Origin of the sequence: Herbidospora daliensis, assembly GCF_001570585.1 — a bacterium.
Taxonomy (GTDB): Bacteria; Actinomycetota; Actinomycetes; order Streptosporangiales; family Streptosporangiaceae; genus Herbidospora; species Herbidospora daliensis.
In genome coordinates, this window is sequence record NZ_BBXF01000001.1 from 1,067,622 (window position 1) to 1,093,275 (window position 25,654).

Annotated in this window: 26 protein-coding genes and 1 other RNA gene; 12 read left to right on the forward strand and 15 right to left on the reverse strand. The window is 72.5% G+C overall.

Features of this window, described 5'->3' with window-relative positions; genetic code table 11:
- Positions 1–29: 29 nt before the first annotated feature.
- Positions 30–2,141, forward strand: a complete 2,112-nt coding sequence (gene sepH / locus AW274_RS41750; RefSeq protein WP_232319968.1) for a septation protein SepH — start codon at positions 30–32, stop codon at positions 2,139–2,141.
- Here sepH and AW274_RS04220 read toward each other — a convergent pair.
- A complete protein-coding gene (locus AW274_RS04220) occupies positions 2,138–3,586 on the reverse strand; it encodes a PH domain-containing protein (RefSeq protein WP_232319969.1) in 1,449 nt (482 codons plus the stop codon). The two genes, sepH and AW274_RS04220, sit on opposite strands and share 4 nt — an antisense overlap.
- Positions 3,583–4,092 carry a PH domain-containing protein gene (locus AW274_RS04225; protein ID WP_062429490.1) on the reverse strand — a complete coding sequence of 170 codons (510 nt, stop codon included), beginning with the start codon at positions 4,090–4,092 and terminating at the stop codon, positions 3,583–3,585. Before AW274_RS04225 ends, AW274_RS04220 begins: the two co-directional genes overlap by 4 nt.
- A gap of 238 nt (positions 4,093–4,330) precedes the next feature.
- Here AW274_RS04225 and AW274_RS04230 point away from each other — a divergent pair, with 238 nt between their 5' ends.
- The 6 genes from AW274_RS04230 (at position 4,331) to AW274_RS04255 (ending at position 12,032) form a co-directional block, all read left to right on the forward strand.
- Entirely contained in the window at positions 4,331–4,888 is a 558-nt protein-coding gene (locus AW274_RS04230) for a YbhB/YbcL family Raf kinase inhibitor-like protein (protein ID WP_062429492.1), read from the forward strand.
- A 260-nt stretch (positions 4,889–5,148) separates the two neighbouring features.
- Positions 5,149–6,603: a hypothetical protein gene (locus tag AW274_RS04235; RefSeq protein ID WP_157519757.1), complete on the forward strand. Its 1,455-nt coding sequence runs from the start codon at positions 5,149–5,151 to the stop codon at positions 6,601–6,603.
- 86 nt (positions 6,604–6,689) lie between these two features.
- Positions 6,690–8,831: a SulP family inorganic anion transporter gene (locus tag AW274_RS04240; RefSeq protein ID WP_062429496.1), complete on the forward strand. Its 2,142-nt coding sequence runs from the start codon at positions 6,690–6,692 to the stop codon at positions 8,829–8,831.
- A gap of 58 nt (positions 8,832–8,889) precedes the next feature.
- Entirely contained in the window at positions 8,890–9,891 is a 1,002-nt protein-coding gene (locus AW274_RS04245) for an NAD-dependent epimerase/dehydratase family protein (protein ID WP_062429498.1), read from the forward strand.
- A gap of 103 nt (positions 9,892–9,994) precedes the next feature.
- Positions 9,995–11,743: a hypothetical protein gene (locus AW274_RS04250; protein ID WP_062429499.1), complete on the forward strand. Its 1,749-nt coding sequence runs from the start codon at positions 9,995–9,997 to the stop codon at positions 11,741–11,743.
- Between the two features lie 13 nt (positions 11,744–11,756).
- Positions 11,757–12,032, forward strand: a complete 276-nt coding sequence (locus tag AW274_RS04255) for a hypothetical protein (protein WP_062429502.1) — start codon at positions 11,757–11,759, stop codon at positions 12,030–12,032.
- Here the strand turns inward: AW274_RS04255 and AW274_RS04260 are convergent.
- Positions 12,029–12,403: a cupin domain-containing protein gene (locus AW274_RS04260; protein ID WP_062429504.1), complete on the reverse strand. Its 375-nt coding sequence runs from the start codon at positions 12,401–12,403 to the stop codon at positions 12,029–12,031. The two genes, AW274_RS04255 and AW274_RS04260, sit on opposite strands and share 4 nt — an antisense overlap.
- 57 nt (positions 12,404–12,460) lie before the next feature.
- On the opposite strand from AW274_RS04260, the gene AW274_RS04265 reads away from it, so the two are divergent.
- Positions 12,461–12,916, forward strand: coding sequence for a MarR family winged helix-turn-helix transcriptional regulator (locus AW274_RS04265; protein WP_062429507.1), 456 nt, complete (start codon positions 12,461–12,463; stop codon positions 12,914–12,916).
- Here AW274_RS04265 and AW274_RS42885 read toward each other — a convergent pair.
- Both AW274_RS42885 and AW274_RS04275 read right to left on the reverse strand, forming a co-directional pair.
- The gene (locus tag AW274_RS42885; RefSeq protein ID WP_083973819.1) at positions 12,913–13,875 is read right to left on the reverse strand and encodes a nitroreductase family deazaflavin-dependent oxidoreductase; all 963 of its coding nucleotides are present in this window, start codon (positions 13,873–13,875) and stop codon (positions 12,913–12,915) included. The two genes, AW274_RS04265 and AW274_RS42885, sit on opposite strands and share 4 nt — an antisense overlap.
- Complete coding sequence (locus AW274_RS04275; protein WP_062429509.1) at positions 13,868–14,392, reverse strand: NADPH-dependent FMN reductase; 525 nt, start codon at positions 14,390–14,392, stop codon at positions 13,868–13,870. Before AW274_RS04275 ends, AW274_RS42885 begins: the two co-directional genes overlap by 8 nt.
- 52 nt (positions 14,393–14,444) lie before the next feature.
- Here AW274_RS04275 and soxR point away from each other — a divergent pair, with 52 nt between their 5' ends.
- Together soxR and AW274_RS04285 are read left to right on the forward strand one after the other, a co-directional pair.
- Positions 14,445–14,828 carry a redox-sensitive transcriptional activator SoxR gene (soxR, locus tag AW274_RS04280; RefSeq protein ID WP_062429511.1) on the forward strand — a complete coding sequence of 128 codons (384 nt, stop codon included), beginning with the start codon at positions 14,445–14,447 and terminating at the stop codon, positions 14,826–14,828.
- A 35-nt stretch (positions 14,829–14,863) separates the two neighbouring features.
- Positions 14,864–15,931, forward strand: coding sequence for a YhaZ family DNA alkylation repair protein (locus tag AW274_RS04285; RefSeq protein ID WP_062429513.1), 1,068 nt, complete (start codon positions 14,864–14,866; stop codon positions 15,929–15,931).
- Here the strand turns inward: AW274_RS04285 and AW274_RS04290 are convergent.
- The 6 genes from AW274_RS04290 to AW274_RS04315 form a co-directional block, all read right to left on the reverse strand.
- Positions 15,925–16,707 carry a hypothetical protein gene (locus AW274_RS04290; protein ID WP_062429515.1) on the reverse strand — a complete coding sequence of 261 codons (783 nt, stop codon included), beginning with the start codon at positions 16,705–16,707 and terminating at the stop codon, positions 15,925–15,927. The genes AW274_RS04285 and AW274_RS04290 overlap by 7 nt on opposite strands.
- A 70-nt stretch (positions 16,708–16,777) precedes the next feature.
- Entirely contained in the window at positions 16,778–17,275 is a 498-nt protein-coding gene (locus AW274_RS04295; protein WP_062429517.1) for a hypothetical protein, read from the reverse strand.
- A gap of 43 nt (positions 17,276–17,318) precedes the next feature.
- Complete coding sequence (locus AW274_RS04300; protein ID WP_232319970.1) at positions 17,319–17,948, reverse strand: response regulator; 630 nt, start codon at positions 17,946–17,948, stop codon at positions 17,319–17,321.
- Positions 17,945–19,045 (reverse strand): sensor histidine kinase, encoded by a 1,101-nt coding sequence (locus AW274_RS04305; protein WP_062429519.1) that lies wholly within the window; start codon positions 19,043–19,045, stop codon positions 17,945–17,947. The genes AW274_RS04300 and AW274_RS04305 overlap by 4 nt, the downstream gene beginning before the upstream one ends.
- Before the next feature lie 4 nt (positions 19,046–19,049).
- Positions 19,050–19,241 carry a hypothetical protein gene (locus AW274_RS40015; protein WP_157519758.1) on the reverse strand — a complete coding sequence of 64 codons (192 nt, stop codon included), beginning with the start codon at positions 19,239–19,241 and terminating at the stop codon, positions 19,050–19,052.
- A 515-nt stretch (positions 19,242–19,756) separates the two neighbouring features.
- Positions 19,757–20,308 (reverse strand): CGNR zinc finger domain-containing protein, encoded by a 552-nt coding sequence (locus AW274_RS04315; RefSeq protein WP_062429521.1) that lies wholly within the window; start codon positions 20,306–20,308, stop codon positions 19,757–19,759.
- A gap of 120 nt (positions 20,309–20,428) precedes the next feature.
- On the opposite strand from AW274_RS04315, the gene AW274_RS04320 reads away from it, so the two are divergent.
- On the forward strand, positions 20,429–21,436 hold the full coding sequence (locus AW274_RS04320) for a zinc-dependent alcohol dehydrogenase family protein (RefSeq protein ID WP_062429523.1): 1,008 nt from the start codon (positions 20,429–20,431) through the stop codon (positions 21,434–21,436).
- A gap of 255 nt (positions 21,437–21,691) precedes the next feature.
- On the opposite strand, the gene rnpB is transcribed toward AW274_RS04320, so the two are convergent.
- An RNA gene (gene rnpB, locus AW274_RS04325) (RNase P RNA component class A) lies at positions 21,692–22,084 on the reverse strand.
- A 279-nt stretch (positions 22,085–22,363) separates the two neighbouring features.
- Here rnpB and AW274_RS04330 point away from each other — a divergent pair.
- A complete protein-coding gene (locus AW274_RS04330) occupies positions 22,364–22,903 on the forward strand; it encodes a GNAT family N-acetyltransferase (protein ID WP_062429524.1) in 540 nt (179 codons plus the stop codon).
- Here AW274_RS04330 and AW274_RS04335 read toward each other — a convergent pair.
- Genes AW274_RS04335 through AW274_RS04345 form a run of 3 tightly spaced genes read right to left on the reverse strand, consistent with a single transcriptional unit; the run spans position 22,869 to position 25,641 of the window.
- Complete coding sequence (locus AW274_RS04335; protein ID WP_062429526.1) at positions 22,869–24,071, reverse strand: bifunctional RNase H/acid phosphatase; 1,203 nt, start codon at positions 24,069–24,071, stop codon at positions 22,869–22,871. The genes AW274_RS04330 and AW274_RS04335 overlap by 35 nt on opposite strands.
- The gene (locus AW274_RS04340; RefSeq protein ID WP_062429528.1) at positions 24,068–24,808 is read right to left on the reverse strand and encodes a zinc ribbon domain-containing protein; all 741 of its coding nucleotides are present in this window, start codon (positions 24,806–24,808) and stop codon (positions 24,068–24,070) included. Before AW274_RS04340 ends, AW274_RS04335 begins: the two co-directional genes overlap by 4 nt.
- A gap of 2 nt (positions 24,809–24,810) precedes the next feature.
- A complete protein-coding gene (locus AW274_RS04345) occupies positions 24,811–25,641 on the reverse strand; it encodes a Nif3-like dinuclear metal center hexameric protein (RefSeq protein WP_062429530.1) in 831 nt (276 codons plus the stop codon).
- Between the last annotated feature and the right edge of the window lie 13 nt (positions 25,642–25,654).

Consider the following 25,654-nt stretch of genomic DNA (forward strand, 5'->3'; position numbering starts at 1 on the left):
GGAAGATTTCGCACGACGAAGGGACTCGCATGCAGGAGCTCCGTCTCGTCGCGGTGAGTGAAGACGGCACCTATCTCGTCCTGGCCACGGCCGGGAGGGGTACCCGTTTCACGCTGCCCGTCGACGATCGGCTCCGTGCTGCCGTCCGCGGCAACTTCTCCCGTCTCGGTCAATATGAGATCGAAGTGGAGAGCCCGTTGCGTCCCAAGGAGATCCAGGCCCGGATCCGTGCCGGCGAGACCGCCGAGGAGATCGCCGCCACGGCGGGCATCCCGGTCGAGCGGGTGCGCTGGTTCGAGGGGCCGGTGCTCCAGGAACGCGAATACATGGCCCAGCAGGCCCAGCGCTGCGCCGTCCGCCTGCCCGGCGAGGCGGCCGCCCGCCCCACGCTCGGCGAGCTCGTCGCCGAGCGCCTCACCCGGCGCGGCGTGCCCGCCGACGAGATCGACTGGGACTCCTGCAAGCGCGACGACAACCTGTGGCGCATCAAGCTCGGGTACGTCTGGAACGGCCACACCCGCCACGCCGAGTGGCTCTTCGACCCGCGCCGCCGCCACGTCTCCCCCTACGACGACGAGGCCATGCGCCTGTCGGCCGACGACTACGTCGAGCCGCAGACCGAAGAGGCGACGGTCCGGCCGTTCGTGCCCCGGATAGCGGGCAAACTCGCCCCCGTCCCGCCGCGCGACTACGACTACGACCTGGCCGAGCCCCCGCCGTTAAGGGTCGCCCCGACCGGCAACCTGCCCGACCACTTCTCCCCTCGCTTCACCCCCGAACCCGCCGCCTTCCACGAGCCCGAGCCGCCCCGCGTCGCCGCGCCCCACCCGGAACCGCGCTACGCGGAACCGCCGGTCAGCGCGCCCACGAGCTACGCGACCCCGGCGCCCCACCATGCGGCCGAGCCGCAGATCAGCGCGCCTCCGGTGCGCCCGCCGGCCGAGCCGCCCACGGTCCATCGCGCCCCGGAGCCGCAGGTCGGCGCACCCGCGACTCACCGCGCACCCGACCCGCAGGTCAGCGCACCGGCGGCTCACCGCGCACCCGAACCGCAGGCCGACGCCGCCCACCGCGCGCCCGACTCGCAGGTCAGCGCATCCACGGTTCACCACACGTCTGACCCGCAGGCCGACGCATCCACCGCCCACCGCGCCGCCGATTCGCAGGCCGCCGCGTCTGCGACGCAGCACGCACCCGCGCCTGCGGCCGCTCCGGAACCGCAGGAGCCCGCGCCCGCCGCATCACCCGAGGTGCCGAGCGCGGTTGAGCCGTCGGCGGGTGCCTTCGCATCGGCAGGGCCGGAAAGCAACCCGCCTGCCGCGCCAGGAGCAGGTGCGCCCGGTTCGGAGTCGAGCCCCGGCGTGCCCGCTTCCGAGTCGAGCCCTGGTGCACCCGGTCAGCCGGGTTCCGCCCAGGCCGCGCCCGAGAACGGATCGGCCACGTCCGGCAACGGGTCGGCGACGGCTGAGGACCGGCAGGTCGCGGCGGAGCAGCAGGCCCGCGCGACCGTCCACCAGGCCGCGGCCGCTCCTCAGGCTGCCACCGTTTCCCCGGCGCCAGCGGCTACCCCGCAGGCCAGTGACCCGGCGACTGCACCGGCCGCCGATGCCTCCGCCGCTGCGACCGCTCAGGAGGCCGCCTCTCCGGTGACCGCTCCGGCCGCCGCCGCGACGCCCTCTCCCCAGACCGTTCCCCAGACCGCATCGGAGACGCCCGGCCCTGCCGAGCCGGAGGCCGCTCCGGCCGCCGCCGCGTCGAAGGGTGCCGAGGCACAGGGCGGCGCTGCCGTTCCGGCGGTGGACCGTGCCGTCGAGGAGGCGCCGGCGTTCGTCGCGCCCGAGGCGCCCGTGGTGCCGCCGCAGGCCGCGCCCGAGCCGGTCGCCGAGGAGCCCGCCAAGGTCGAGGAGCTGCCGACCCCCGCCGTCATGCCGAAGGCGGTCAAGCCGCGGCCCCCGGTGCCGCAGCCGAAGCCGCCCGCGCAGCGGCCGGCGCCGAAGGAGGAGAAGCCGGCCGAGCCGGTGCCCGCCGGCGCCGCGCCCGCCCCGGCGCCCAAGCCGGCTCCGCGCCGCAAGTCGCGGGCCCGCCGGGCCTCGGTGCCGTCGTGGGACGAGATCATGTTCGGCGCGCCCAAGCAGGACTAGCGCTTCAGGAAGGGCGCCATCCAGTCGGGGGTGACCTCGGCGGCGAACGCGGCCGCCTGGGTCTCTCCGGCGTCGATCGCCTTGTAGCCGCCGGCGCCCGCGCCGACTCCGGCGATCACGGTCACCAGACCGGCCTGGCGCTGGAACCACGACTGCTCGATGGTCCAGCCGACGACGGCCCGGCGTTCGACGACCGCCTGGGCGCGGCGCAGCGATCCGGAGCGGACCGACAACCGGGTGCCGTCGTAGGTGTGGCCCAGTGACCGGTATCGGTCGAGACCGAGGGCGATTCCGGCCACGGCCAGGACGGTGGCGGCGATCCCGATGAGGGCGTAGCCCAGGGCGTACATGACCAGGGCGAGGACCACCCACGGCGCGATCGCCCGGAACAGGCGGCGGCGGCGCGCGGCGGGCGGGTGGGGGCGCAGCGCCTCGCTGAACGGGCCGACGGCCTCGGCGGCGATGTCGTCGACGGCGGCGCGGGGGGCCACGGGGAGCAGCTGGCCCCGGGTCTGGGAGTCGCCGAGGCCGGTCACCACCGCCCACAGGCGGGCCACGCGGGCCTGGCGCTCCAGCGGGCTTTCTGCGATCTCGTAGCCGCGGATGCGGCGGCGTTCGAGGGAGACCACCCGCCGGTTGACGAGGCCGCGTTCGGCCACCAGGTGGTCGCCCCGGCCGAACAGCACGAAGTTCCAGTTGAAGACGGCGTACATGGCGGCGCCCAGGAACGGCATCAGGACGACCAGCACGACGGCGGCGCCGACGAGGAGCAGCGGGTGGCCCCAGAGCCACTCGCCGACGGCGACCGCGTCGTCTTCGTCGAGGCCGAGCTCGCCGCCCCACTGGAAGGCCAGGCCGACGGCGCCGGCGACCAGCGCGAACGGGGTGAACAGGTAGGCGCCGGACAGCGGACCGTAGCGCAACCAGGCCCGGGGGACCCGGAGGAACACGTGGTCGCCGGGCGCGGCGGGCCGTTCCTGGACGATCGGGGCGTGGCGGGACAGCAGCACCGCGCGCAGGCGTTCGGCCTCCTCGACGGTGATGCCGTCGAGCTCGCCCTCCTGCTTGTCGCCGCCGGCGCCGGTGTCGAGCTTGAGCACGGCCAGGCCGAGCAGCCGGTGGAGGAAGGGCGTGGTGACGTCGACGCCGCGGATGCGCTCCAGCGGGATGACGCGGGTCGAGCGGCCGATGAAGGCGCGGGACAGTTCGAGCCGGCCGCCGGTGATGGTGTAGGAGAAGGTGGCCCAGCGCACGACGGCGTACAAAACCGAACCGGCGACGCCCAGCGCGGCCCAGATGAACGAGCGCGGCGAGAAGCCCCCGGCCACCAGCACCCCGGCGAGCGGCACGAGCAGCGAGGGCAGCACCCTGATCGGGTCGATGAGCAGCAGCTTGGGACTGAGCCGGGCGGCCTCGGGCACCGGCTCCTGGAAGGGCAGGCTCACGTCGCGTCGTCTCGCAGTTCCTGGGCCCGGCGCGACAGCTCCTCGGCCAGCCGCGCGGCCACCTCGTAGTCGAGGCCCTTGATCGTGGACGACCCCGCGTAGGAGGCGGTCCGGATCTCGACGGTCGCCAGCCCGAAGAAGCGCTCCAGCCAGCCCTGCGCCTTGTCGACGGTCTGGATGCGGGACACCGGCACGAACACCCACTTGCGCGACAACCAGCCGGACCGCGCGTAGACGACGTCGGCGGCCAGTTCCCAGCGGTGCACCGCGAACCGGACGACCGGCTCGGCGAGCACGAACGGGATCAGCAGCAGCCCGATGACCAGACCGGCCACCCAGGTGCGGTCGAGCAGCCACTGGGGCAGGAACTCCCACCCCGTCATCCACATCGAGAGCAGCACCAGGCCGCCCACCAGCAGCACCGTCACGATGACGGCCTCCGCGAACCAGAGCGACCTGGCCCTCGGCGACACCTGGTTGGCGGGGTCACGCAGCGCGTCACGCATCTGGCATCACGATCCCACCCTAAATCGTCGGGATGTGCCGTTGGTCACCCCCCAACCCGCCCTTGAAGATTTCTACCGGCGAGTACCACTTCCCCACCAGAATCATAGGAATCCCAGGTCACACGGGTCCGGCCGGGGTGGACCATGGTACGAACCCGGCGAATATGGAGATTCTTCTCGCTGTGGATCATCGCGATCGGGTCGGCGCACCTGCGGGATCCGCGTAGCATCATCGGGCATGGGGTCGCTGACGAAGTCCGTTCGCACGCGCCGAGCCGCTCTCATTCCGGCGGCCGTCGCGGCGCTGACGGCATCGGCCTCGGGCTGCGGAATCGTGGGCGGAGGATCGCCCGCCGACCTCGACGTGCTGAGTGTGTCGAGCCCGCAGTTCCGTGACGGCGACCCGCTGCCGCCGGGCTACTCGTGCAAGGGAGACCTGGGCAATCCGCCCCTCCGCTGGTCGGGTACGTCGGGCGCCAAGTCGGTGGCCCTGGTGGTCGACGACAACGCCGCGGGAGAAAAGGCGATGGTGCACTGGGTGGTGTTCAACATCGAGCCCGACACCACCGAACTCGCGGAGAACGGCATCCCCCGGGGTGCGCGGCAGGGGCAGACGACTAGTGGAAAAGTCGGATATGTACCCCCCTGCCAGCCCAATGACAGCTACCGTTTCACCGTCTACGCCTTGAACGAGAAACTGGACCTTCCGCAGGGCGCCCCCCTCTCGAAGAGTCTGGCCGAGATCGCGTCGCACACGATCGCCCGAGGTCGCCTCACTGCGGCTGACATCGAGTGACATGCTGATGACCGGAGGTAGTAGTGGTGGACCAATCTTCGCCTAGGGTGTGACAACGGTCATTGTGGTCGAGCAGAATCGGATCCTGAATTGCTGAGCGCAGGTGATCACAGGGGGCAGGTCGCGTCGATGGCCGCGCGATCTCACCGGCGCCGCTGGAAGGCCATGGCCTTGAGGGTGGTGCTATGACCGCGGTCATTTTGGGCCTTGTCGCCGTTGTGCTGTTGGTGCTGATAGTCGTGGCACTCGGCATGCGGTCGATGAACCGGAGAGAGAGCGCGCTCTCCTCCGAGCGCATCAAGGCGATGGCCGAGGGCGCCGCGAAGAAGAAGGGCAGCCGGCCCGCCGAAGAAACCTTTTTCGAAAGCTTCCCCGAGGGCTTCGACGCCTTCGAGGAGCCGAAGAAGGCCCCGCCGAAACCGGCCGCCAAGGCCCCCGGCGCGCCGCCCCGTCCCGGCAGCCGCCAGGGCGCCAAGCAGCAGCCCGCCCAGCGTGGCGGCAAGCAGCCCGCCGGCGCCGGCGTGCCCCGCGGCAAACGCGGGGTCGACGAGTGGGGCGCCGACGACGACTACGACGACGACTACTGGTCCCGGGTCCGCGCCGACGACGGGGCGTTCGGCGGCACCATCAAGCAGCGCATGGCCACCCCCCGCCCGCTCGAGGCCGAGCCCGCCCCGGCCGGCCCCGCCCCCGTCGCGTCGGTCACCCCCATCAGCGCCGTCGACCCCAACGCCGCGACCGTCCAGGGCGTCCTCCCTCAGCGCCCGGCCGCGCAGCCGCCCGTCCAGCCCGCCCCGACCCCGGGCGTCGTGACCCCGATCGCCGCCGCGCTCACCCCCGGGGTGGTCACCCCGATCGCCGGTCTGTCGACCGGCCCGCTCACCGCCGGCACCCCGTCCAACGGGTTCCTGTCCCCGGAGACCGGCGTGGTCGACGGGCTGCGCGCCACCCCCTCCTCGCAGCTGGCCGAGCAGAAGACCGTCACCTTCTCCGCGCCGACCCCCGATCTGAGCAGCCCCGCGACCGGGCCCTTCGTCCCGCCCGGCGCCTCGACCGGTCCCTTCTCGTCGGGTCCGTCGACCGGCATGTTCGAACGGCCGGCCAGTTACGACCAGCCCCCGACAGGCCCGTTCCCCAGCCGGCCCGCCTACGAGGGCGGCTACGACACCGGCTACACCAGCGGCAACTTCCCCGTCCCGGCCGCGCCGCAGCCCGAGCCGATCCCGCCGGCCTACCCCGAACCCGCGGGCTGGCCCGCCCCGCCCGCAGGCGGCGCCTTCCCGCCGCCGGCCGCCGCCCCCTCCTGGGGCAGCACCAGCGGCGACGTGTTCGACGACCCCGAGCCGCCCCGTCCGGGCAGCGGGTCGACCTGGTCGACCGGTGAGGCGGCGGGCTACCAGATGCCCGCAGCGCAGCCCTCCTACAACGACTTCTCGACCGGCGCCTACCAGACCGGCAACCTGCCGACCCCGGCGCCCGGCTCCTACGAGGTCAGCGCCGGCTGGGCGACAATCGACGACTCCGACTCGGTGGCCGGATCCTACGGCTACGACCAGCAGGCCTATCCCGGGGCCGTCCCGCCCGCCCCGCCGCAGAACAACGGCGGCAGCTGGCCCTCCTACGACGAGCTCTACGGCGAGCAGACCACCCGCAGCGGGGGCGGGCGCCGTCACCGCGGCAACCCCGAGACCGACCAGCCCGACTATTACCGCTGATTTCCCGGTCCTTGCAGAACCCCCGGGTGACCTTGGCATAAGGTCGCCGCATGACCGGGGGTAACAGTTCGACAACGCAGCGTGTCATGTCCGTGTTGCGGCATGACGTACCGGCCTCACTCGTGGTGTTCCTGGTGGCGGTTCCGCTGTCACTGGGCATCGCGGTGGCGTCCGGGGCGCCGATCGCGGCCGGGCTGGTCGCGGCGATCGTCGGCGGCATCGTGGCGGGCGCGCTGGGCGGCTCCGTCGTCCAGGTGAGCGGCCCGGCGGCCGGGTTGTCGCTGGTGGTGGCCGATCTCGTGCAGGTCTACGGCTGGCGGGCCACCTGCGCCATCACGCTCGCGGCGGGGCTGCTGCAGATCGTGCTCGGCGCGTTCCGGGTGGCCAGGGCCGCCCTCGGGGTCTCCCCCGCCGTCATCCACGGCATGCTGGCCGGGGTCGGCGTCGTCATCGCGCTGTCGCAGCTGCACATCGTGCTGGGCGGCAGCCCGCAGCGGTCGGCGCTCGACAACCTGCTGGAGGTGCCGGCCCAGGTGGCCGGCCTCCACGGCGACGCGGTGATGATCGGGCTGCTGACGATCGGCGTGCTGCTGATCTGGGACCGCATCCCCAAGGTGCGGCTGGTGCCCGCCCCGCTGGCCGCGCTGACCATCGCGACGGTGACGGCGGCGCTGGCGGGCTGGAGGTTCACCGAGGTCGACCTGGCCAACGGGCTGAGCCAGCTCGCCGGGCCGATCCTGCCCACCGGCGACTGGCACGCCGTCGCGGCCTCGATCCTGCTGGTGGCCGTGCTGGCCGGCGTCGAGTCGCTGCTGACCTGCGTCGCGGCCGACCGCATGCACGACGGGCCGCGCGCCGACCTCGACCGGGAGTTGTGCGCGCAGGGCGTCGCCAACGTGGTGTCGGGCGGCCTGGGCGGCCTGCCGGTGTCGGGCGTGGTGGTCCGGACGACCACGAACGTCCGGGCGGGCGCGCGGTCGCGCTGGTCGACGGTGCTCCACGGTGTGTGGGTGCTGGTCGCCACGATCGCGTTCGCCTCGGCGCTCGGGCTGATCCCGATGGAGGCGCTGGCGGCGCTGCTGCTGTTCATCGGCGTGAAGATGGTCAACCTGGGCACCGCGCGCGGGCTGCGCGGCCACGGCGAGATGCCGATCTACTTCCTGACCATGGGCGCGGTCGTGCTGGTCGGGCTGGCCGAGGGCATCGTGATCGGGCTGGGGCTGGCCGCGCTGCTGGCGCTGCGGCGGCTGACCTGGGTGTCGGTCGAGGTGACCGAAGGCGGCGGGCGCTGGCGGGTGGTGGTCACCGGGTCGCTGATCTTCATCGGGGTGCCCCGGCTGACCGACTCGCTGCGCACGATCCCGCGCGGCGCCGAGGTCGACCTGCTGCTCAACGTCGACTTCATGGACAACGCGGCGTTCGAGGCGCTGCACAACTGGCGGCTGGAGCACGAGCGCGGCGGCGGCACCGTCGACATCGACGAGCTCCACGACGACTGGTACACCGCCGCCGCCGCCGGGACCCGGGTGTTCCCGGCCAAGACGCCGCCCAAGCTCGACTGGTCGTGGTTGCCGTGGGCCTACCGGCGGCCGCCGGCGGCCGTGCCGGGCGACCTGCTGGAGGGCACCCGCGAATACCAGCGCCGGACCGCGCCGCTGATCCGGCCGCTGCTGACCCGCATGGCCCGCAAGCAGTCGCCGTCGCACCTGTTCATCACCTGCGCCGACTCGCGGGTGATGCCCTCGCTGATCACCGCGAGCGGGCCGGGCGACCTGTTCATGGTGCGCAACGTCGGCAACCTGGTGCCGAGGTTCGAGTCGGTGCCGGCCGACGACTCGGTGGCGGCGGCGATCGAGTACGCCGTCGGCGTCCTGGGCGTCAGCACGATCACGGTGTGCGGCCACTCGGGCTGCGGCGCGATGGCGGCGCTGCTCGGCGACGCGCCCACGGGCCTGACGGCGGTCGGCAACTGGCTGCGCCACGGGCACCACTCGGTCGAGCGCTTCGAGAACACGCCGCACGGGCCGGAGGAGGCGCCGCTCGACCACCTGTGCCGGGTCAACGTGATCCAGCAGCTGGAGAACCTGCGCAGCCATCCGATGGTCGACCGGCTGGAACGTTCCGGGAAGCTGGAGTTGTCGGGGCTGTGGTTCGACATCGCGACCGCCCGGGTCCACGTGCTGAACGAGGAGGGCTTCACGCCCGTGCCGGAGCTTCGCACAGGGTGAAATCGGCTCCCGGTGAAACAGGGCAGACCGCCCGACACCGGGCGCCCAGGATGGGGCCATGAGAATTCTGGTGATCGGCGGCTCGGTGTTCCTCGGCCGGGCCGTCGTCGATGAGGCCCTCGCCCGGGGCCACGACGTGACCGTGTTCAACCGGGGGGTGAGCCGCGCCGACCGTCCCGACGTCGAGTCGGTGCACGGCGACCGCGGTAACCATGACGACCTGCTGCGCCTGGTCGAGGGCCGCGCGTGGGACGCCGTCGTCGACGTGTGCGGCTACACCCCGGCGACGGTGCTCGACGGGGTGCGGGTGCTGAACGGGCACGCCGCCCACTACACGTTCGTCTCCAGCATCAGCGCCTACCGGGGTTTCCCGGGTGAGATCGGCGTCGACGAGGAGTCGGAGCAGTTCCCGGGCGACCCCGAGGCCACCGAGGGCGACTACGGCACGCTCAAGTCGGGTTGCGAGCTGGCCGTCAGCGAGAACTTCACGGGCGGCGTGCTGATCGTCCAGCCGGGCCTGATCCTCGGCCCCCACGAGAACGTCGGGCGGCTGCCGTGGTGGCTGACCCGGATCGAGCGCGGCGGCCGGGTGGTCGCGCCCGGGAACCCCGACCGGGAGATGCAGCTCATCGACGCCCGCGACATCGCCGCGTTCACGATCGCGCAGGTCGAGAAGGGCACGACGGGCAAGTTCCTGACCGGCGGGGTGCCGGCCAACACCACCTACGGCCAGTGGCTGCGTGAGTGCGTCGAGGTCACCGGGTCGGACGCCGAGCTGGTCTGGGTCGACGACGCGGTGCTGCACGAGCACGGGGCGCAGATGTGGACGGAGTTCCCGCTGTGGGCCGACGACAGCATGCCCGGCGTGTGGCTGAGCGACTCCTCCAAGGCGCACGCGGCCGGGCTCACCTGCCGCCCGGTGAGCGAGACCGTGCGCGACACCTGGGAGTGGCTGCGGCACGTCCCGGTGGAGGAGCGGGTGTTCGGGGCGCGGTTCACCCACGGGATCGATCCGGACAAGGAGGCCGCGATCCTCGCCGACTGGGACAGCCGGGGCTGACGACTTTCCCGGCATCCCCACCGAGAGCGGAACGCTGCCCCTAGGATTCACGAGCCGCGTTCAGGCGGCTACGCCACGTGATGATTCGGGGAGAGGCGTTTCCATGGCAAGGTCCATCAAGGGGAACTCCGCCCTTGCCCGGCCCTACCGCGACCTCGTGTGGCTCGCCTATCTGACGCTGCCGCCCGACAGCGGCGAGCGGCGGGTGCTGCTCGCCCACCGCCTCGCCGCGCGGGCGCTGCTGCGGCGTCCCGGCGACCCCGCGCAGGCCCGTCTCGACGTGCTGAAGCGGGTGCTGAAGCGGCGTCCCTATCCGCTGATCGGGTTCGGCCGCCGCCTGGAAGTGGTGCCCGCGGTGGTCCGCAGCGACGAGCGGGCCTTCACCGCCGCGCTGGAGGAGCTGCCGCCGGCCGCCCGCGCCGGTTACGCGCTCACCCGCATCGAGGGCCTCGACGCGGGCGAGGCCCGCCGCCTGCTGGGCGCGGCCGGGGTGGCCGAGCCGACGATCGCGCTGGCCCTGATCGACGCGCTCGACGACGAGCACGGCCGCCTCGACGACCACCGCCCGGCCGCCGACCCGACGCTGGCCCGCATCTACGGCCGGGGGCCGTCCAAGGTCCTGATCGCGCTGGCCGCCGCCGGAGGGCTGCTCGCCGTCTCGGGCGTGCCCCACCTGCTGGGTCTGGACGACGTCCGCGCGGCCGCCGCCGCGCCCGCGTTACCCGAGGTCAGCCGGGTCTCGCCGGGCACGTGGCGGACCACCACCACCCTCGACCTGCACACCTGGGAGCCCCGGGGCGAGCTGACCGGCGACGACGGGCTCGTCGTGCGCGCGGTCAGGGCCTGGCAGGGCGAGGTGACCCCGCAACCGGTGTCGGGCGCGCTGCCCAGCCCGCCGGTCGCGCCCCAGCTGCTCTACGCGGGCCGCCTCGACGGCACCACGGTCGTGCTGCTGCGCGACTCCGGCCGGGTCGCCCGCTACGCCGAGACCGGCCGGTCGCGGTCGCTGGAGGTGTTCCCCGAGCCCCGGCTGAAGGCCGACGGGTCGACCCCGCTGAAGTTGTCGGGCGGCCGCTATCTGGTGCCGCCGTGGGTGACCGAGGTGTCGGCGGCCAACCTGAGCCGGCTGGGCGCGAAGTGGCGTCCGGTGGCCCTGGCCGGCGGGGTGACCGATCCGGTGCCGCAGGTCACGGCCGGTCCGTGCTGGCGCGGCCCGGTGCTGCGGCTACGCGCGCCGGGGGTGGCCCACGGGATGGCGTACACGATGCTCGATCTGGGGCGGCTCGCGCTGGCGAACGTGACCCACCAGGCGCCGCCGCCCGCCGAGATCAACCGGATGGGGCCCGAGGAGATCGACGTGTCGCCGGGCGGGTTCAGCGCGTGGGCGCACCTGTCGTGCGCGTTGCCGTTCCCGCCGGTCGAGGCCGAGGCGGCGACGGCCTGGGAGTTCTGGTCGGGCGAGCTGCCCGAGTCGGCGCGGGCGCGCTGGATGTGCGCCCGGTTCGGCAACGCCGACGGCACCAGCTCGGTCAGGGCGGTGCTGGCCGTCGCGACGCCCGGCCGGACCGTGACGATCCCGACCGGCTCCCGAGCCGGGACCTGGGACTGCAGCCGCCTGAAGCGCCACGTGGTGGCGGCGACCTGGTGGCAGGCCCCGTCGGGCCAGTGGTACTACCTGGTCGCGGGCAGCCGCGACGTCGCCCGCATCACGGTGACCGGCCCGACGGTGAAGGACGTCCTGGCCGGTCGCGGCCTCGTCGCGGCCCTCGGCCCGAACGGCGGCGCCCAGCCGAGCGGAGAGGTCACGGTGACGGCCGGCACGACGACCGTGCTCCGCGAGACCGCCCCCTGACTATCGTGAGCCCGTGGAGCAGTGTGCGTGCGGGCACGACCGGCATCGGGCGCCGCGGGACAAGGCCGAGGGACTGGTGCTGGCCGGGCACCTGCGGGTGATCGAACCTCTGCTCGACGTGGTCGCCCGCGACGACTCGCGGTGGCTGGGCATCCTGCGCTGCGGGTCGTGCGGCCGCCACTGGGCCGAGGACAGCATGACGTCGGGCCACGCCGACCTGTTCTTCGTCTATCCGGTCGACACGGCCGACCCGCACGCCTGGCTGGCGGCGGCCCGGCCGCTCTTCTAGGCGATCCAGGGCGGGGTGCCGTGGACGGTCCCGTCGGGCAGGATCGCCTTCGCGTCCCCGGCGGCGGTCACGACGGCGGTGAAGCCGCCGGCCGCGGCGGTGACCCGGCGGGCGGTGTGCGGCGGCATGACCACGGTGTCGCCCCCGGCGACCTCGAAGGTCTCGCCGCCGAGTTCGACGGTGGCGCCGCCGGTGACGAACGCCCAGATCTGCTCCCGGTCGAAGTCGTGTCTCGGTCCGGCGGTGCCGGGAGTGGCCTCGACCCGCCAGACCGACTGGGCCGACCCGCCCTGGCCGGGCGAGGCGAAGGTGGTCATGACCCCGGCCGGGGTCGCGGAGCGGCGGGTCTCGGCGGCGCGGATGACGGTCATTTCGATCCCCTAAGATAGACAATGTCGTTGTCCATATAGTCAACCGGGTTGTCTTTCATGTCAAACGGGTTCGAGTTGCCGCTGCGGTTGCTGATGGCCTTCCGCGTGCTCATCGACGCCCTGCACGAGGAGCTCGCCGAGCGCGGCCACCCCGACATGCGGCCCATGCACGGGTTCGTGCTGCAGGCGGTCGCGCGGGGGGCCGACTCGGCCGCGTCGCTGGGCCGCACGCTGGGCGTCTCGAAGCAGGCGGCCGGGAAGACCATCGAGACGCTGGAGGGGCTCGGGTACGTCACCCGCGTCCCCGACCCGGCCGACTCCCGCCGCAAGACGGTCGTGCTGACCGGCCGGGGAACCGACGCCCTGCGGCAGTCGGCCGAGGTGTTCGACGAGCTGCGGGCGCGGTGGGCCGCCGAGCTCGGCGCGGGGCGGCTCGACGACCTGGAGGACACGCTGCGCCGGATGACCCCCGGCGACCTGTTCCGGCTCGACGTGCCCGGCTGGTTCGGCTAACTCCCCCAGCCCGGCACCGTCTTCTCCAGGATCACCAGGGGCAGGTCGCGGGGGGCTTTGGCCTCGTAGGAGGCGTACAGGGGGAAGATCGCGGTCATCGTCGGCCAGAGGGCGCGTTTCTCCTCCGGGGTCGCGGTGCGGGCGCGGGCGGTGAAGACCTCCGGGCCGACCTGGACCGTCACGTGGGGGTCGGCGGTCAGGTTGAGATACCAGGCGGGGTGGGCCGCGGAGCCCGCGTTCGAGGCGACGAGCAGGTGGCGGGGGCCGTCGACGCCGTAGAAGAGGGCGGTGCGGCGGGGGCGGCCCGACTTCCGGCCGGTCGTGGTGAGCAGGAGGGCCGGTTTGCCCTGGTAGGTGTGGCCCGTCCGGCCGCCCGACTCGACGTAGGTCGCCACGTGGCTCGCCACCCAGCCCGTGGGGCTGGACTCGATGTCGGCGCGGGGTCTGATGGGGGCGTACCGGCGGAAACCACCGCTGGTCATGCCGGGGAAGTCGTAGACGCGCCGCCAGGCCGGGCTGCGGTGGCTGATCGCCTCTTCATGGGCCTCGGCGCCGGTCCAGCCTGCGAGGTTGAGCATGCGGGTGCCGTCGAGGCTCGTGTGGAAACGTCCCGAGACGCCGCCGGGATGGGGTTCCTCCTCGGCCATGGCCTCGAAGACGGTGTCGATCCAGCGGCGCAGCCGGTCGGGGTCGGGGCCGTCGAACTCCGCCTCGACCGCGACCACGCAGCCGGGCTCGCGTCCGTCGGCCGCGTGCCGATAGAGGTGGTAGGCGGTGGGCTCGGCGCCGGTGAGGTCCTTGAGGAAGGCGCCGCCGTCGGCGGTCCATCGGCTGTACGTCATGACGGTGGCCGCGTCGAGGCTCTCGTACACCTCGAAGGAGACGAGCCCCTCGGGCCACGGCGCGGGCGGCCAGCCGTCGGCGGCGTTCGACTCGGTGGTGAAGAACAGGTCAGGCAACGGGGACTCCGTAGGGGTGGGCCCGGCGGGCCGACGCAAGGGCGCGTCCCCACCAGGTGAGCTGGTCGAGCAGCCGGTCGGCGGCGGCGCCGCACGGTCCGGGGTCGAGCGGGCGGCCGTCGTCGCCGAACTGCCCCGGCGCCCAGATGAAGGAGACCGTCTCCCGGACGGTGACCGCGTGCAGCTCGGCGAAGACCTGCCGCAGGTGCTCGACCGCCCGCAGGCCGCCCGAGATGCCGCCATAGGAGACGAACCCTACGGGTTTGGCCTGCCACGGCGTGACGTGCCGGTCGATGGCGGTCTTCAGCGGGCCCGGGAAACTGTGGTTGTACTCGGGCGTGACCACGACGAACATGTCCGCCGCCGACAACGACTCCCCTCCCGGCTCGCCATCCACCAGGTCGGCGACCTCCACGGTCAGGCCGGTCCGCTGCCGGGCGTGGCCGGTGAACCACTCGGCCACGACGGGCCCGAACCGGCCCTGGCGGGTGCTGCCGACGATCACGACGAGTCTCATGGCTCCACCCTGGGACCTCAACCGGGCTTGAGGTCAAGCTAGGGTGCCGGGCATGACCCCGGAGATCACGATCGGCGAGCTGGCCGACCGCAGCGGCGTGCCCCACTCGGCGCTGCGCTTCTACGAGAGCCAGGGCCTCATCCACAGCCGCCGGACCGCCGGCAACCAGCGGCGCTACGTGCGCGCCACCCTCCGGCGGGTGGCGTTCATCCGCGCCGCCCACCACCTCGGCATCCCGCTCTCGCAGGTCGGGGAGGTGCTGGCGCTGCTGCCGTCCGACGGGGCGCCCAACCGCGAGTTCTGGGAACGCGCCTCGCAGTGCTGGCGCGCCCACCTCGACTCGCGCATCGACCGGCTGGAACGCATGCGCGACCGGTTCACCCGCTGCGCCGGGTGCGGCTGCTTGTCGTTCGACGGCTGCGCGCTGCTCGACTGAGAACTGTCGGTGGCGGCCGGCAGCATGGGCGGGTTATGGCTGAACCGCTGAAAGACCAGATCAACGCCGCCTCGGTGACCGTGCTCGCCGACGGCCTCGCCGCCTGCTCCCCCGCCTTCCCGCGCGACCGCTTCGTCGCCTCGGCCCTGTCGGGCCTCGACGGTCTCGAACTCAAGGATCGCGTACGTTCCGTCGCCGCCGCCCTCGCCCCCGCGATGCCGGCCGACTTCCCCGAAGCCGCCGCGCTGCTGCGGGCGGCGACCACGCGGGTGCGGCTCGACCTGTGGAGCGGCTGGCCCGCGACCGAATGGGTCGCGCTCGCCGGGCTCGGCCACCTGGCCGACGCGATGACGACGCTGGGCGTGCTGACCCCCTACGCGACCGGCGAGTTCGCCGTCCGCCCCTTCCTGGCCCGGCACCGGGAGGAGGCCCTGGCGGTCATGCGCGGCTGGGCCGATTCCGGCGACGAGCACCTGCGGCGGCTGGCCTCGGAGGGCAGCCGCCCCCGGCTCCCGTGGGGGTCGCGGGTGCCGTGGCTGATGGGCGGCCCGACCGTGCCGATCCTCGACGTACTGCGCGACGACCCGAGCGAATACGTGCGCCGGTCGGTCGCCAACCACGTCAACGACCTCACCAAAGACCACCCCGACCTGGCGCTCGACGTGCTCGACCGCTGGCGGGCCGAGCCGGGCGAGCACACCCGGGCCGTGCTCCGCCACGCGCTGCGCGGGCTGCTGCGGGCCGGCCATCCGCGCGCGCTGACCCTGGTGGGCGCCACCCCGGGCGGCGGCTCGGTCGACGCGCTCAGCGCCGAGTCGGCGACCGTCGAGATCGGCGGGCACCTGCGGTTCACGGTCACCGTCCGGGCCGACGCCCCCGGCCCGCTCGTGCTGCGTTACGCCGTCACCAGGGAACGTTCACGGCGCGTCTTCCACCTGGGCGAACGGGTCGCGACGACCGCCGGGCAGACGTTCACGCTGACCAAGGCCCATTCGTTCCGCCCGGTCACGACGCGCAGCGAGCCCGCCGGGGCCCGCCGTCTGGAGATCATGGTGAATGGCGAGACACGGGCGGGGTTGCCGTTCGAGCTGACCGGTCAGTAACCCGGGACCACCCGGCCCGCGAAGTCGACCACGACCCGGTTGCCGAGCGGTTCCTGCAACGTGAGCGTCGCCTTGGTGAGCGGCGCGGCCACCCGCTGGTCGCAGTCGCCCATCTCGGTGCTCGACACCTTGAGCCCGATCGAGACGAACGACGGATACTCGACGGCCGTCGGCACGATGCGCGGCTCGGTCGTCCCGGGGCAGGGCATGCCCCAGCTGACGGTGAAGGTCGCCGACACCGTACGGCCGTCGACGGACAGGTCGCCGACCAGCGTCGACGGCACGATCGAGCCCAGTTGCCAGAAATGGCTCGCCGCGAGGGCCGGCCACCGCACCGTGCCGCCCTCGGCCAGGCGGAACTCCCAGGCCGGCAGCTCGACCGGCCCCCGGTCGGTGCGGAACGGCGAGACGGTCAGCGCGGTCCCCGTCACGTGGGCCTCCTGGGCGGCGTGCGCGGTCTGGGAACGGATGGCGGCCAGCGCGTCGCGGGCGCTGGTGAGGGTGACGTACCGGGACAGGCCCTGAACGGTGAGCTGCCTCGACGGCGGCGCGGCCGACGACACGGCCGATGAGGCGGGCACCCGCCCCCGGGCTGCCTCGTCGGCGAGCGGCAGCGGGTCGAGCACGATGAGCGGGCGGTCGAGCGCCGAGGTGACGGGGAAGTCGCGCCAGAGGTCGGCGACCTTCGGGCCGGGGGCCTTCGGCGGAGCCTTGGGGTCGGGGGTGCACGCGGCGACGGCGACCACGACGGTCAGGAGCACCAGGAACCTGCGCATGACGCCTCCCGTTTCTGGCTCCCCACTGAAGAGACGGATTCCGGGCAGGTGAGGTTCGGAATTCCGCCGTTCACTCGGCGAAGAAAAAGCCGTAAGCGAGGGCGCAGGCGTAGAGCGCGAAAAAGAAGGCGACGGCGACGATGAGCACTTTTCTGGAGATGTGCGGCATGGCGAGCCACGCCGCCACCGGATATGCGATCACTCCGCTGACGATGATGAGGCCGATGGACTCGAAGAACAGGTGGAGCGGCATCGCCAGGGCGACCTGCCAGATGGCGATCAGGAAAAGGGTGGCCAGGGCCGCCACGGGCAGGGCGGGCCGCACCCGGAGAAGGTGCAGCAGCGGCCAGGCGAGCACGACCGCGATCCAGCGCCCCACGTCAAACGCCAGCACCAGATAGCCGAAACATCCCGTGTAATGACCGCAATACTGAGACTCGGGATAATTATTCGTCAGCCAGGACACCCCTGCCAGGAGAAGCGCCGGCAGGACGATCCCGACCACGACCGCCATGGCGATTCGAAAGAACGGCTTCGCCCGGGCCAAGGGCGGATTCATTTCGATCATTCGCGAATGATCGCATGCGAATACGACACTTTCCATGGGGTGTTCACAGGTTGTCGCGCGCGTACCCGGCGGCCTCCGTGCGGTTCCGGACGCCGATCTTGGCGAAGGCGTTGTTGATGTGCGTCTTGACGGTCGTCTCCGCGATGAACAGGGCGGCGCCGATCTCGGTGTTGCTGAGCCCGCGCGCGACCAGCCGCAGCACCTCGGCCTCCCGCGCGGTCAGCCCGTCGGGGAGGTCGGCCGGTGGCGGCGGCGCGGCGCGGGTCAGCGCCTCGACCAGCCGCCGCGACACCGACGCCGTGAAGGTCGACTGCCCGGCGGCGGCCGACCGGAGCGCGGCGGCGATCTCGGCCCGCCCGGCGTCCTTGGTGAGATAGCCGCGCGCCCCGGCGAGCAGCGCCGCGTCGACCGATCGATCGTCGTCGTAGGTGGTCAGCACCACGACCGCCGTGCCCGGGTACCGCCGGGTGATGCGCCGGGTCGCCTCGACGCCGTCCACGACGGGCATGCGCAGATCCATCAGCACGACGTCGGGACGCGCCTCCGCGACCAGGCGCAGGGCGTCCTCCCCGTTCCCGGCGTCGCCGACGACCTCCACCCCGTCGACCAGCCCGAGCAGCGCCACCAGCCCCTCGCGCATGACCTGCTGGTCGTCGACGACCACGACCCTCACTCGGGCACCTCCGCGCGCACCACCCAGTCTCCGTTCACCACTCCGGCGGTCAGCGTCCCGCCCGCCAGCGCCAGCCGCTCCCCCATGCCGCGCAACCCGTGCCCGGCGGCTCGCGGGAGTCCGGCGCACGGATTGCGCACCACCAGAGCGACCGCGTCGTCGCCGTAGGCGAGTTCGACCGTGACCGGCGTGTTCGCGGCGTGCCGGGCCGCGTTGGTCAGCGCCTCCCGCGCGGTCCGCAGCAGGCACACCTCCGCCGCCGGGGTGATCGGCCGGCGCACGCCCCTCGTGCTGAGCTCGGCCGCGGCGTCGTGGTCGCGGCGGTGCTCGGCGACGAGCAGGCCCAGCGCGTCGGGCAGCGGCGGCACGTCCTCCCGCAGCGCCGCCACCGCCGACCTAGCCTCCAGCAGCCCTTCCCTGGCCAGCGCCCGTGACCTGCGGATCCGCGCCGCCGCCCCGTCGACGTCGCCCTTCTCGGTGAGCAGCGCCTCGGCGACCTCCAGCTGCACCCCGAGGGCCCCGAGAGAGTGCGCGAGGACGTCGTGGAGCTCCCGCGCGATCCGGGCCCGTTCGTCGAGGGCCATCGCGCGCGCCCGGTCGTGCTGCGCCCTGCGGTAGTGGCGGCGGTGCAGGGCGAACAAAACCGTGCACGTCATGACGGCGCCGCTGACGACGATCGCCGACCGTGGCTGCGTCCACCAGACCATGCTCGCGGCCATCAGCCCCAGATCGGCGCCGGTGACCACGACGATCGCCGCCATGGACGGCGTGCCGTGCGCCGCGAACAGCAGCAGCGTGGCGAACAGGAAGATCGTCGGCGCCGCCTCGGCCGACCCCGAGACCGCCGCGGCCGCGCCCGACGCGGCCGCGAGCAGGACCGCGGCCGTGCGCGGCCGGCGGGAGTCGACGACGACGAAGGCCAGCCAGCAGGCCATCGACGTCGCCAGGGCCGACCAGACGAAAGCCGGAGCGCGCTCGGGCGAGGCGGTCGCCAGCGACCAGGCCAGGACCAGCGTGATCAGCAGCCTGACCAGGCGGCCCGTCTCCGGGTCGTCGGCCGCCAGCAGGCGCAGGACCCGTGCGCGCACCTCGGACATCGGCTTAGCCGGCGTCCTTCAGGGTCAGAATCATGTCCACCAAGATAAGGCGGAAGGCGACGAAGCCGACCACCACCAGGACGGCTACCAGCACGATCGCGAGCAGGAGCTTGCCGTTCATCTTTCCCCCGTTGGCGTCCAGAAGCCGGTGCATGAGGTCGAGCCAGAGGGCCGACCGATTTGGGCGTTTGGTCATGGCTTGGACGGTAGGGAGGGGGTGGGGTGGAGTTGGCCCTTCGTTGGGTGGAGACGGGGGTGGAGGCCGTTGGTTAGGTTGGGCCCCGTGGCCATGCCGGGGAAGGGCTCGCGGCTCATCACCGTGGACGGGGCGGTTTACCGGTGGCGGGTCCGGCACAAGCCGACGTACTGCGAGGGGCTGTGCTGGGGGGCGTTGTCGTTCTGCGTGGAGCTTGCTGAGCGGCCGGGGGGTGTTCTCAGGGTTACGCTGCCTTCTGCTCGGCCTGACAACTGGCTTGGGGAGCCGGGTATGGCGGTGCGGCCTTTGCTGGTGGCTTCGGTGATTCGGCGGGCGCTGGGCGAGGGATGGACGCCTGGAGGTGGGACTGTCGACCTTGTCGTCGCGGAGAACGAGTTGCCGGGGTTGCTGGGCGAGGCGTGATCGCATGTCCGGCCAGGTGTTTCGCAGCGCACAGAGCAGGACGTTGAGGCTCGCCCACCCGGGCGCGTTCACGGGCCTGACCGGTTGCCGGGTCACCCCGAGCGGCGTGTCCGGGCCCGGTAGGCGGCCACGTTGGCTCGGTTTCCGCACATCTCGTAGGAGTGCCACCGCTGGGTGCGGCTGCGCGTGGTGTCGTAGAAGGCGTGTGAGCACTCCGCGTTGGCGCAGACGCGGACCCGCGCCAGCCGCCCGTCGGCGGCGAGTTCCGCCACGGCGCGGACGACGCCGCCCACCACCGGCGAACCGGACACCTGCCGCAGGGTGACCCGCCCGTCGTCGGAGAAGACGTGGTGGAACGCCACGGATTCGGCCAGCCGGTTGACCTCAGCCCACGCGTCCGGAGTAGAGACGACCTTGACCAATGCGTCCCGGAGCACGGTCACCTGGACGATGTCGTGCTCTGAAGGGGCCGGTGTTCCGGGCTCGCGGAAGGGGAGCAGCAGCCGTTCGGCCGTGGCGGGGTCGGCGAGGGTGTCGGGCAGTTGCGGGGTGGCGTGCGGGCGGGAGTTCAGCAAGTCCACGACCGCTTCGGCGAGCGCGGGCACCTGCCGCGCCGCCACGCCCGTCGTCTCCTGGCCGTCCACGGCCCTCAGTGTATGCCGACATGGTCATCAGCAGAAGACCTTTACTCGGCCTCTTGGTCATGCTAAAACGGACAGCGTCAAAACTCGAAAGACCATTACATCTGCGGAGGGCTCCCCATCATGAGCCGGCTCATCCTCACCGCCGTCGGCGGCGACCTCACCGACACCGTCTCGCTGACCGAGACCCCCGACCTGGACCTCGACCCACATGACGTGCTGGTCGACGTGGACGCCGCCCCGATCAACAACGCCGACCTGCTGTTCACCATGGGCTGGTTCTCCGCCCAGCCGCGATTGCCGCAACCCCTGGGCGCCGAAGGCGTCGGCCGCGTCCTTCGGGTCGGCGCTGACGTGGACGAAGGCCTGGTCGGCCGCCGCGTGCTCATCCTGCCGACCTTCGTCCACGGCACCTGGACCGAACAGGTGGTGGTGCCGGTGAGCCACGTCGTCCCGCTCTCTGTCGGCGACGCGGCCGACACGTTGCAGCTCGCCATGCTGCCCGTCAACCCGGCGACGGCCTACGCGCTGCTGCACGACTACGCGACCCTCCGGCCCGGCGACTGGATCGGCCTCAACCTCGCCAACTCCGCCGTCGGCCACCACGTCATCGCCCTCGCCAAGCAGGCCGGGATCAGGACCCTGGCCGTCGTCAGACGCGAGGCGGCCGCCGACCAGGTTCGGGCCCTCGGAGCGGATGCCGTCATCGTCGACGGAGCCGACCTGGGCGAACGCATCGCCGCCGCGCTGGGCGGCGAGCGGTTGCGGCTGGCCCTCGACGGCACCACCGATCCGGCGCAGACCGCGGCGCTGGTGCAGTCGCTGGAGGACGGCGGCACGGTCGTCACCTTCGCGGCTGCCACCGGGCAGGCGCCTTCGGTCCCGTTGGGCGACCTGATCTATCGCGGCATCGTGTTGCGTGCCTTCTTCATCCTCAACTGGCTTCGCGACACTCCGCGGGAGGAGATCGAGCGGGTGTACGGGGAATTGGCCGGGCTGGTGGAGAAGGGGGTGCTCAGGGCGCCGGTCGAGGCGACGTATCCGCTGAAGGACTACCGGGCGGCGCTGGAGCATGCGTCCAGGGCCGAGCGCTCGGGCAAGGTGCTGTTCGTGCCCCGCGATCAGGGCTGAGCCGGGGGTCGACCGCCCTAAGAGCGAGCACCGCTCTGTGCGAGCGGTAGACCAACAGCCGTAGCGCTTAACGTGGTGTGCCCACACCAGGCCGCAGCGACCAGGACGGCGCGTGCTACTGCGGCTACGTTCATGTGATAGCCGTGCGGTGCGCCTGATTGCGCATCGGCAAGCGCATGATGCCTGCACCGATCGGGAACTGCGGCGGAATGAAGATAACTAAGAAAGTCCCGTTGCTGGCAGAAGGCTTATTAGCGGACGAGTCGGCCTGTAGGCCGGGTTCTGTGGTCATTGCTGACCGACGGCCATCCATCTAGGCCCACGATTGCTCGTGGTCTCAAGCGGTCTACCCGCGTGCCATCGGACGGGCAGTCCTCAAGCGGCGCGCGCGGGAACCCGGAGGTTCCCTTCTTGACCTTGCTCCGGGTGGGGTTTACCTAGCCGCCCCCGTCACCGGGGGCGCTGGTGGTCTCTTACACCACCGTTTCACCCTTACCTCCCCCGCAAGGGGAAGGCGGTCTGTTCTCTGTGGCACTGTCCCGCGGGTCACCCCGGGTCGGCGTTACCGACCACCCTGCCCTGTGGAGCCCGGACCTTCCTCGGCGGGATCCCGTAAAAGGGTCCCGACGCGGCCGTCCGGCCGGCTCGTCCGCCGTACGTCCAACCCTATCGGCTCTCCAAGCCCCCCTTGTGGCCCACTCCAAGTGGCCCGCCGGGCAGCAGACCGGAGACCTGGGGCAACGCAAAGTGGCACCCCGTCAAGTGGCCCGATTCTCAAGTGCACCCCAACCGTAAGGCAAGCGGTTACGCGTCCAATGTCACAGAACGTGGTCGCGGTTGCGGCTACACAGGTGTGCACGTAATCCACAGGGGGGGCAGACGATGAACGCCACGAACCGGCCGCCGAGGGGGCCACGCCCGATAAGGGTGAACAAGCCCCAGCCTCGGCACCAGGTCGACGGGATCGAGCTGGTGACCAGGCCCATGACGCTCGACGACGCCCAGGGCGTCCGGGAGATGCACGAGAGGTGTTCTCCGGAGTCGCTGCGGTCGCGTTACTTCGGGCCGGTGCCGCGGCTCAGTGACGCGGTCATGCGGTTGTTCACCAATCCCGAGCGGGGGGTGACGCTGGTGACGCATCTGGCCGGGGAGCCGGGGCGCGTGGTCGCGATGACAAACCTGATGGACCTCGGGGCCGGGGAGGCCGAGGTGGCGATGCTGGTCGAGGACCGGTGGCAGGGGCGGGGGCTCGGGCGGGTGCTGATGCGGTGTGCGGTCGCGCTCGCGCCGTCGCGGCGGGCGCGGGTGATAACCGCCAGTGTGTACGCCACCAACGCGCGCATGCTGGCGATTCTGGAGGGCGCGGGGGCCGAGAAGCCGTCGATGACCGGGTTGGTGCTCGACGTCCGGCTCCCGCTCGTCTCCTCCGATGTCAGCGCTGGAGCGTCAGGTGGGCCGTGTCGTTGAAGACGCGCAGCACCGACGGGCCGTCGCTGTAGTAGTCGATCGCCGACAGGCAGGCCAGGTCGAGGTGCATCCTGTAGAGCGCTTCGGGGGGCGCGTTCAGGGCGTACCTGACCAGCAGTTTGATCGGGGTCACGTGGGAGACGACCAGGACCGTCTCCCCGGGGTGGCCGGCCAGGATGCGTTCCCGTGCCCGTTGCACCCGGTGGCCGGCCGCGACGAAGCTCTCGCCGCCCGGCGGGGCAACCGCCGGGTCGGCCAGCCAGGCGTTCATCTCGTGGGGCCAGCGGTCTCTGATCTCGGCGAAGGTGCGGCCTTCCCAGGCGCCAAAGTCGGTCTCGCGCAGATCTTCGTCGACGTGGACGCGCAGGCCGGTGGCCTGGGCCACGGCCTCGGCCGTCTGGCGGGCGCGGCCCAGGGGGGACGACACGATGGCGTCGAGTTTCGCGCCGGCCAGCCGGGCGGCGGCCTTCTCGGCCTGGCTCTCGCCCAGTTCGGTGAGGGGCGGGTCGCCCAGGCCGGAGAAGCGTTTCTCGACGGAGAGAGCCGTCTGGCCGTGGCGCAGCAGGACCAGCGTGGTGGCGACGCGGGTGGCGCCGGTCCACGCGTTGCCCGTCAGAACAGTCGTCTCAGCAGTCGTGTGAGCAGTCGTGTGAGCAGTCGTCTCAACGGACTCCGGCGGCGGCCCTTCCCCACCCGGATCCGGACCCGGGTCGACGAACCGCGTCGTCGTATGCGTACTCGTACTCGTCCATTTTTCGCCACGTGCCGCCGCATCCATCGCTTCGTTGGCCAGCGCGTCGGCGTGGGTGTTGCGTTCGCGGGGGATCCACGTCCACGTCACGCGGAAGCGGCGGGCCAGTGCCGCCGCCTCGGTGGCCAGGGGCCGGAGGCCCTCGTTCTTGATCTTCCAGCGGCCGGCCATCTGCTCGATGACCAGCTTCGAGTCCATCCGGACCTCGACCGGGACGCCGTCGAGGCCGAGGCCCGACAGCGCGGTCAGGCCGGCGATCAGGCCGCGGTATTCGGCCACGTTGTTGGTGGTCACGCCGATCGACTCTGCCGCCTCGGCGACGACCTCGCCGTCGGGGGCGTAGACGACCGCGCCGTAGCCCGCCGGGCCCGGGTTGCCCCGGGAGCCGCCGTCGGCCTCGATGGAGTAGGTCGTCACAGGCCCGACTCGTTGGTGCGGACCAGGATCCGGCGGCACTCCTCACACCGCACGACCTCGTCGGGCTTGGCGGCCCTGATGGCGTTCAGGTCGGCGATCGACATGGTGGTGCGGCAGCCGAGGCAGCGGCCGCCGTGGAGGAGGGCGGCGCCGACGCCGCTGGACTCGCGCAGCTTCTCGTAGAGGGCGAGCAGGTCGGCGGGGATCTCGCCGGCGATCGTCTTGCGGCGGGCGGTGACCTCGGAGCCGTCCTTGTCGATCTCGGCGAAGGCGGTGTCGCGGCGGCTCTCGGCGCCGACGAGGTCGGCGGTGATGGTCTCGCGTTCGCCGCGCAGGCCGTCGACGCGGGCGTCGGCCGTCTCGCGGCGTTCCATGATCTCCAGCACGACCTCTTCGAGGTCGCCCTGGCGGCGGTGCAGCGAGGCGATCTCGGACTGGAGGCCGGCCAGGTCGCGCGGGGAGGAGACGGCGCCGGAGTCGAGGCGCTTCTGGTCGCGTTCGGCCCGCTGGCGCACGGCGTCGACGTCGGACTCGGCCTTCGACTGCTCGCGGCCCAGGTCGGCGGCCTCGGTCTCGGCGGCGATGATCTGGGTGGCGATCTGGGCGAGGCGTTTGCTCAGGTCGTCGATGCCGGCCAGTTCGGGGAGGGTGCGGCGGCGGTGGCGGAGCCGGTCGAGGGCTGCGTCTTGCTCAGCCAGGTCAAGGAGGCGCTTCTGTGCGTCCGGTGCTGCTTTCATCCCTATCCTCGCTGTGCTGTTGTGGTCCAGGCGTCGGTGACCCTCTCGGAGACGCGCGCCTCCACATTATTGCCCGTCGCCGCGAGAGCCTGGGTCAGTCGTTCGGCGGCATCGGCCAGCCACGGCCACTCGGTCGCCCAGTGGGCGGCGTCGATCAGGGCGGGGCCGTCGTCCTCGGCGTACTCGCTGGCGGGGTGGTGGCGCAGGTCGGCGGTGAGGAACACGTCGACGGCGGCCCGCCTGGCCGCTCTGAGCAGGGAGTCTCCGGCACCGCCGGAGACCGCGACGGTCTTGACCAGGCGGTCGAGGTCGCCGGAGACGCGCAGGCCGCCGGCGGTGCGGGGCAGGCCGTGGGCGGCCAGGGCGGCGAACTTGGCCAGCGTCATCGACACCGGCAGCTGCCCCACCCGGCCCAGGCCCAGGTTCGGGCGGTCGGGCATCGGGACCAGCGGGCGCAGCGGGCCGGTGAGGCCGACCGCGCGGGCCAGCGCGTCGGAGACGCCGGGGTCGGCGACGTCGGCGTTGGTGTGGGCGGTGTAGAGGCCGACGCCGGCCCTGATCAGGCGGTGGACGATCCGGCCCTTGGCGGTGGTGGCGGCGACCGAGGTGACGCCCTTGAGGTAGAGGGGGTGGTGGGTGACGATCAGGTCGGCACCCCAGTCGAGGGCCTCCTCGGCGACGGCGGTCACCGGGTCGACGGCGAACAGCACCTTGCCCACCGGCTGGGCGGGGTCGCCGCAGACGAGGCCGACGGCGTCCCACGATTCCGCGGTGGCGGGGTCGTAGGCCGACTCCAGCGTGCGAATGACCGTTTGCAGGGTGGTCTCAGTCACCCTGGGAGGTTAC

Bases quoted from the DNA above. Each gene is read 5' to 3' on its own strand.
- AW274_RS04250 (WP_062429499.1), top strand. From the start codon at position 9,995: ATGGCAAGGTCCATCAAGGGGAACTCCGCCCTTGCCCGGCCCTACCGC.
- AW274_RS04340 (WP_062429528.1), bottom strand. From the start codon at position 24,808: ATGAAAGCAGCACCGGACGCACAGAAGCGCCTCCTTGACCTGGCTGAG.
- AW274_RS04230 (WP_062429492.1), top strand. From the start codon at position 4,331: ATGGGGTCGCTGACGAAGTCCGTTCGCACGCGCCGAGCCGCTCTCATT.
- soxR (WP_062429511.1), top strand. From the start codon at position 14,445: ATGACCCCGGAGATCACGATCGGCGAGCTGGCCGACCGCAGCGGCGTG.
- AW274_RS04260 (WP_062429504.1), bottom strand. From the start codon at position 12,403: ATGACCGTCATCCGCGCCGCCGAGACCCGCCGCTCCGCGACCCCGGCC.
- AW274_RS04225 (WP_062429490.1), bottom strand. From the start codon at position 4,092: ATGCGTGACGCGCTGCGTGACCCCGCCAACCAGGTGTCGCCGAGGGCC.
- AW274_RS04240 (WP_062429496.1), top strand. From the start codon at position 6,690: ATGTCCGTGTTGCGGCATGACGTACCGGCCTCACTCGTGGTGTTCCTG.
- sepH (WP_232319968.1), top strand. From the start codon at position 30: ATGCAGGAGCTCCGTCTCGTCGCGGTGAGTGAAGACGGCACCTATCTC.
- AW274_RS04320 (WP_062429523.1), top strand. From the start codon at position 20,429: ATGAGCCGGCTCATCCTCACCGCCGTCGGCGGCGACCTCACCGACACC.
- AW274_RS04265 (WP_062429507.1), top strand. From the start codon at position 12,461: ATGTCAAACGGGTTCGAGTTGCCGCTGCGGTTGCTGATGGCCTTCCGC.
- AW274_RS04285 (WP_062429513.1), top strand. From the start codon at position 14,864: ATGGCTGAACCGCTGAAAGACCAGATCAACGCCGCCTCGGTGACCGTG.
- AW274_RS04275 (WP_062429509.1), bottom strand. From the start codon at position 14,392: ATGAGACTCGTCGTGATCGTCGGCAGCACCCGCCAGGGCCGGTTCGGG.
- AW274_RS04235 (WP_157519757.1), top strand. From the start codon at position 5,149: ATGAACCGGAGAGAGAGCGCGCTCTCCTCCGAGCGCATCAAGGCGATG.
- AW274_RS04305 (WP_062429519.1), bottom strand. From the start codon at position 19,045: ATGTCCGAGGTGCGCGCACGGGTCCTGCGCCTGCTGGCGGCCGACGAC.
- AW274_RS04290 (WP_062429515.1), bottom strand. From the start codon at position 16,707: ATGCGCAGGTTCCTGGTGCTCCTGACCGTCGTGGTCGCCGTCGCCGCG.
- AW274_RS40015 (WP_157519758.1), bottom strand. From the start codon at position 19,241: ATGACCAAACGCCCAAATCGGTCGGCCCTCTGGCTCGACCTCATGCAC.
- AW274_RS04295 (WP_062429517.1), bottom strand. From the start codon at position 17,275: ATGATCGAAATGAATCCGCCCTTGGCCCGGGCGAAGCCGTTCTTTCGA.
- AW274_RS04245 (WP_062429498.1), top strand. From the start codon at position 8,890: ATGAGAATTCTGGTGATCGGCGGCTCGGTGTTCCTCGGCCGGGCCGTC.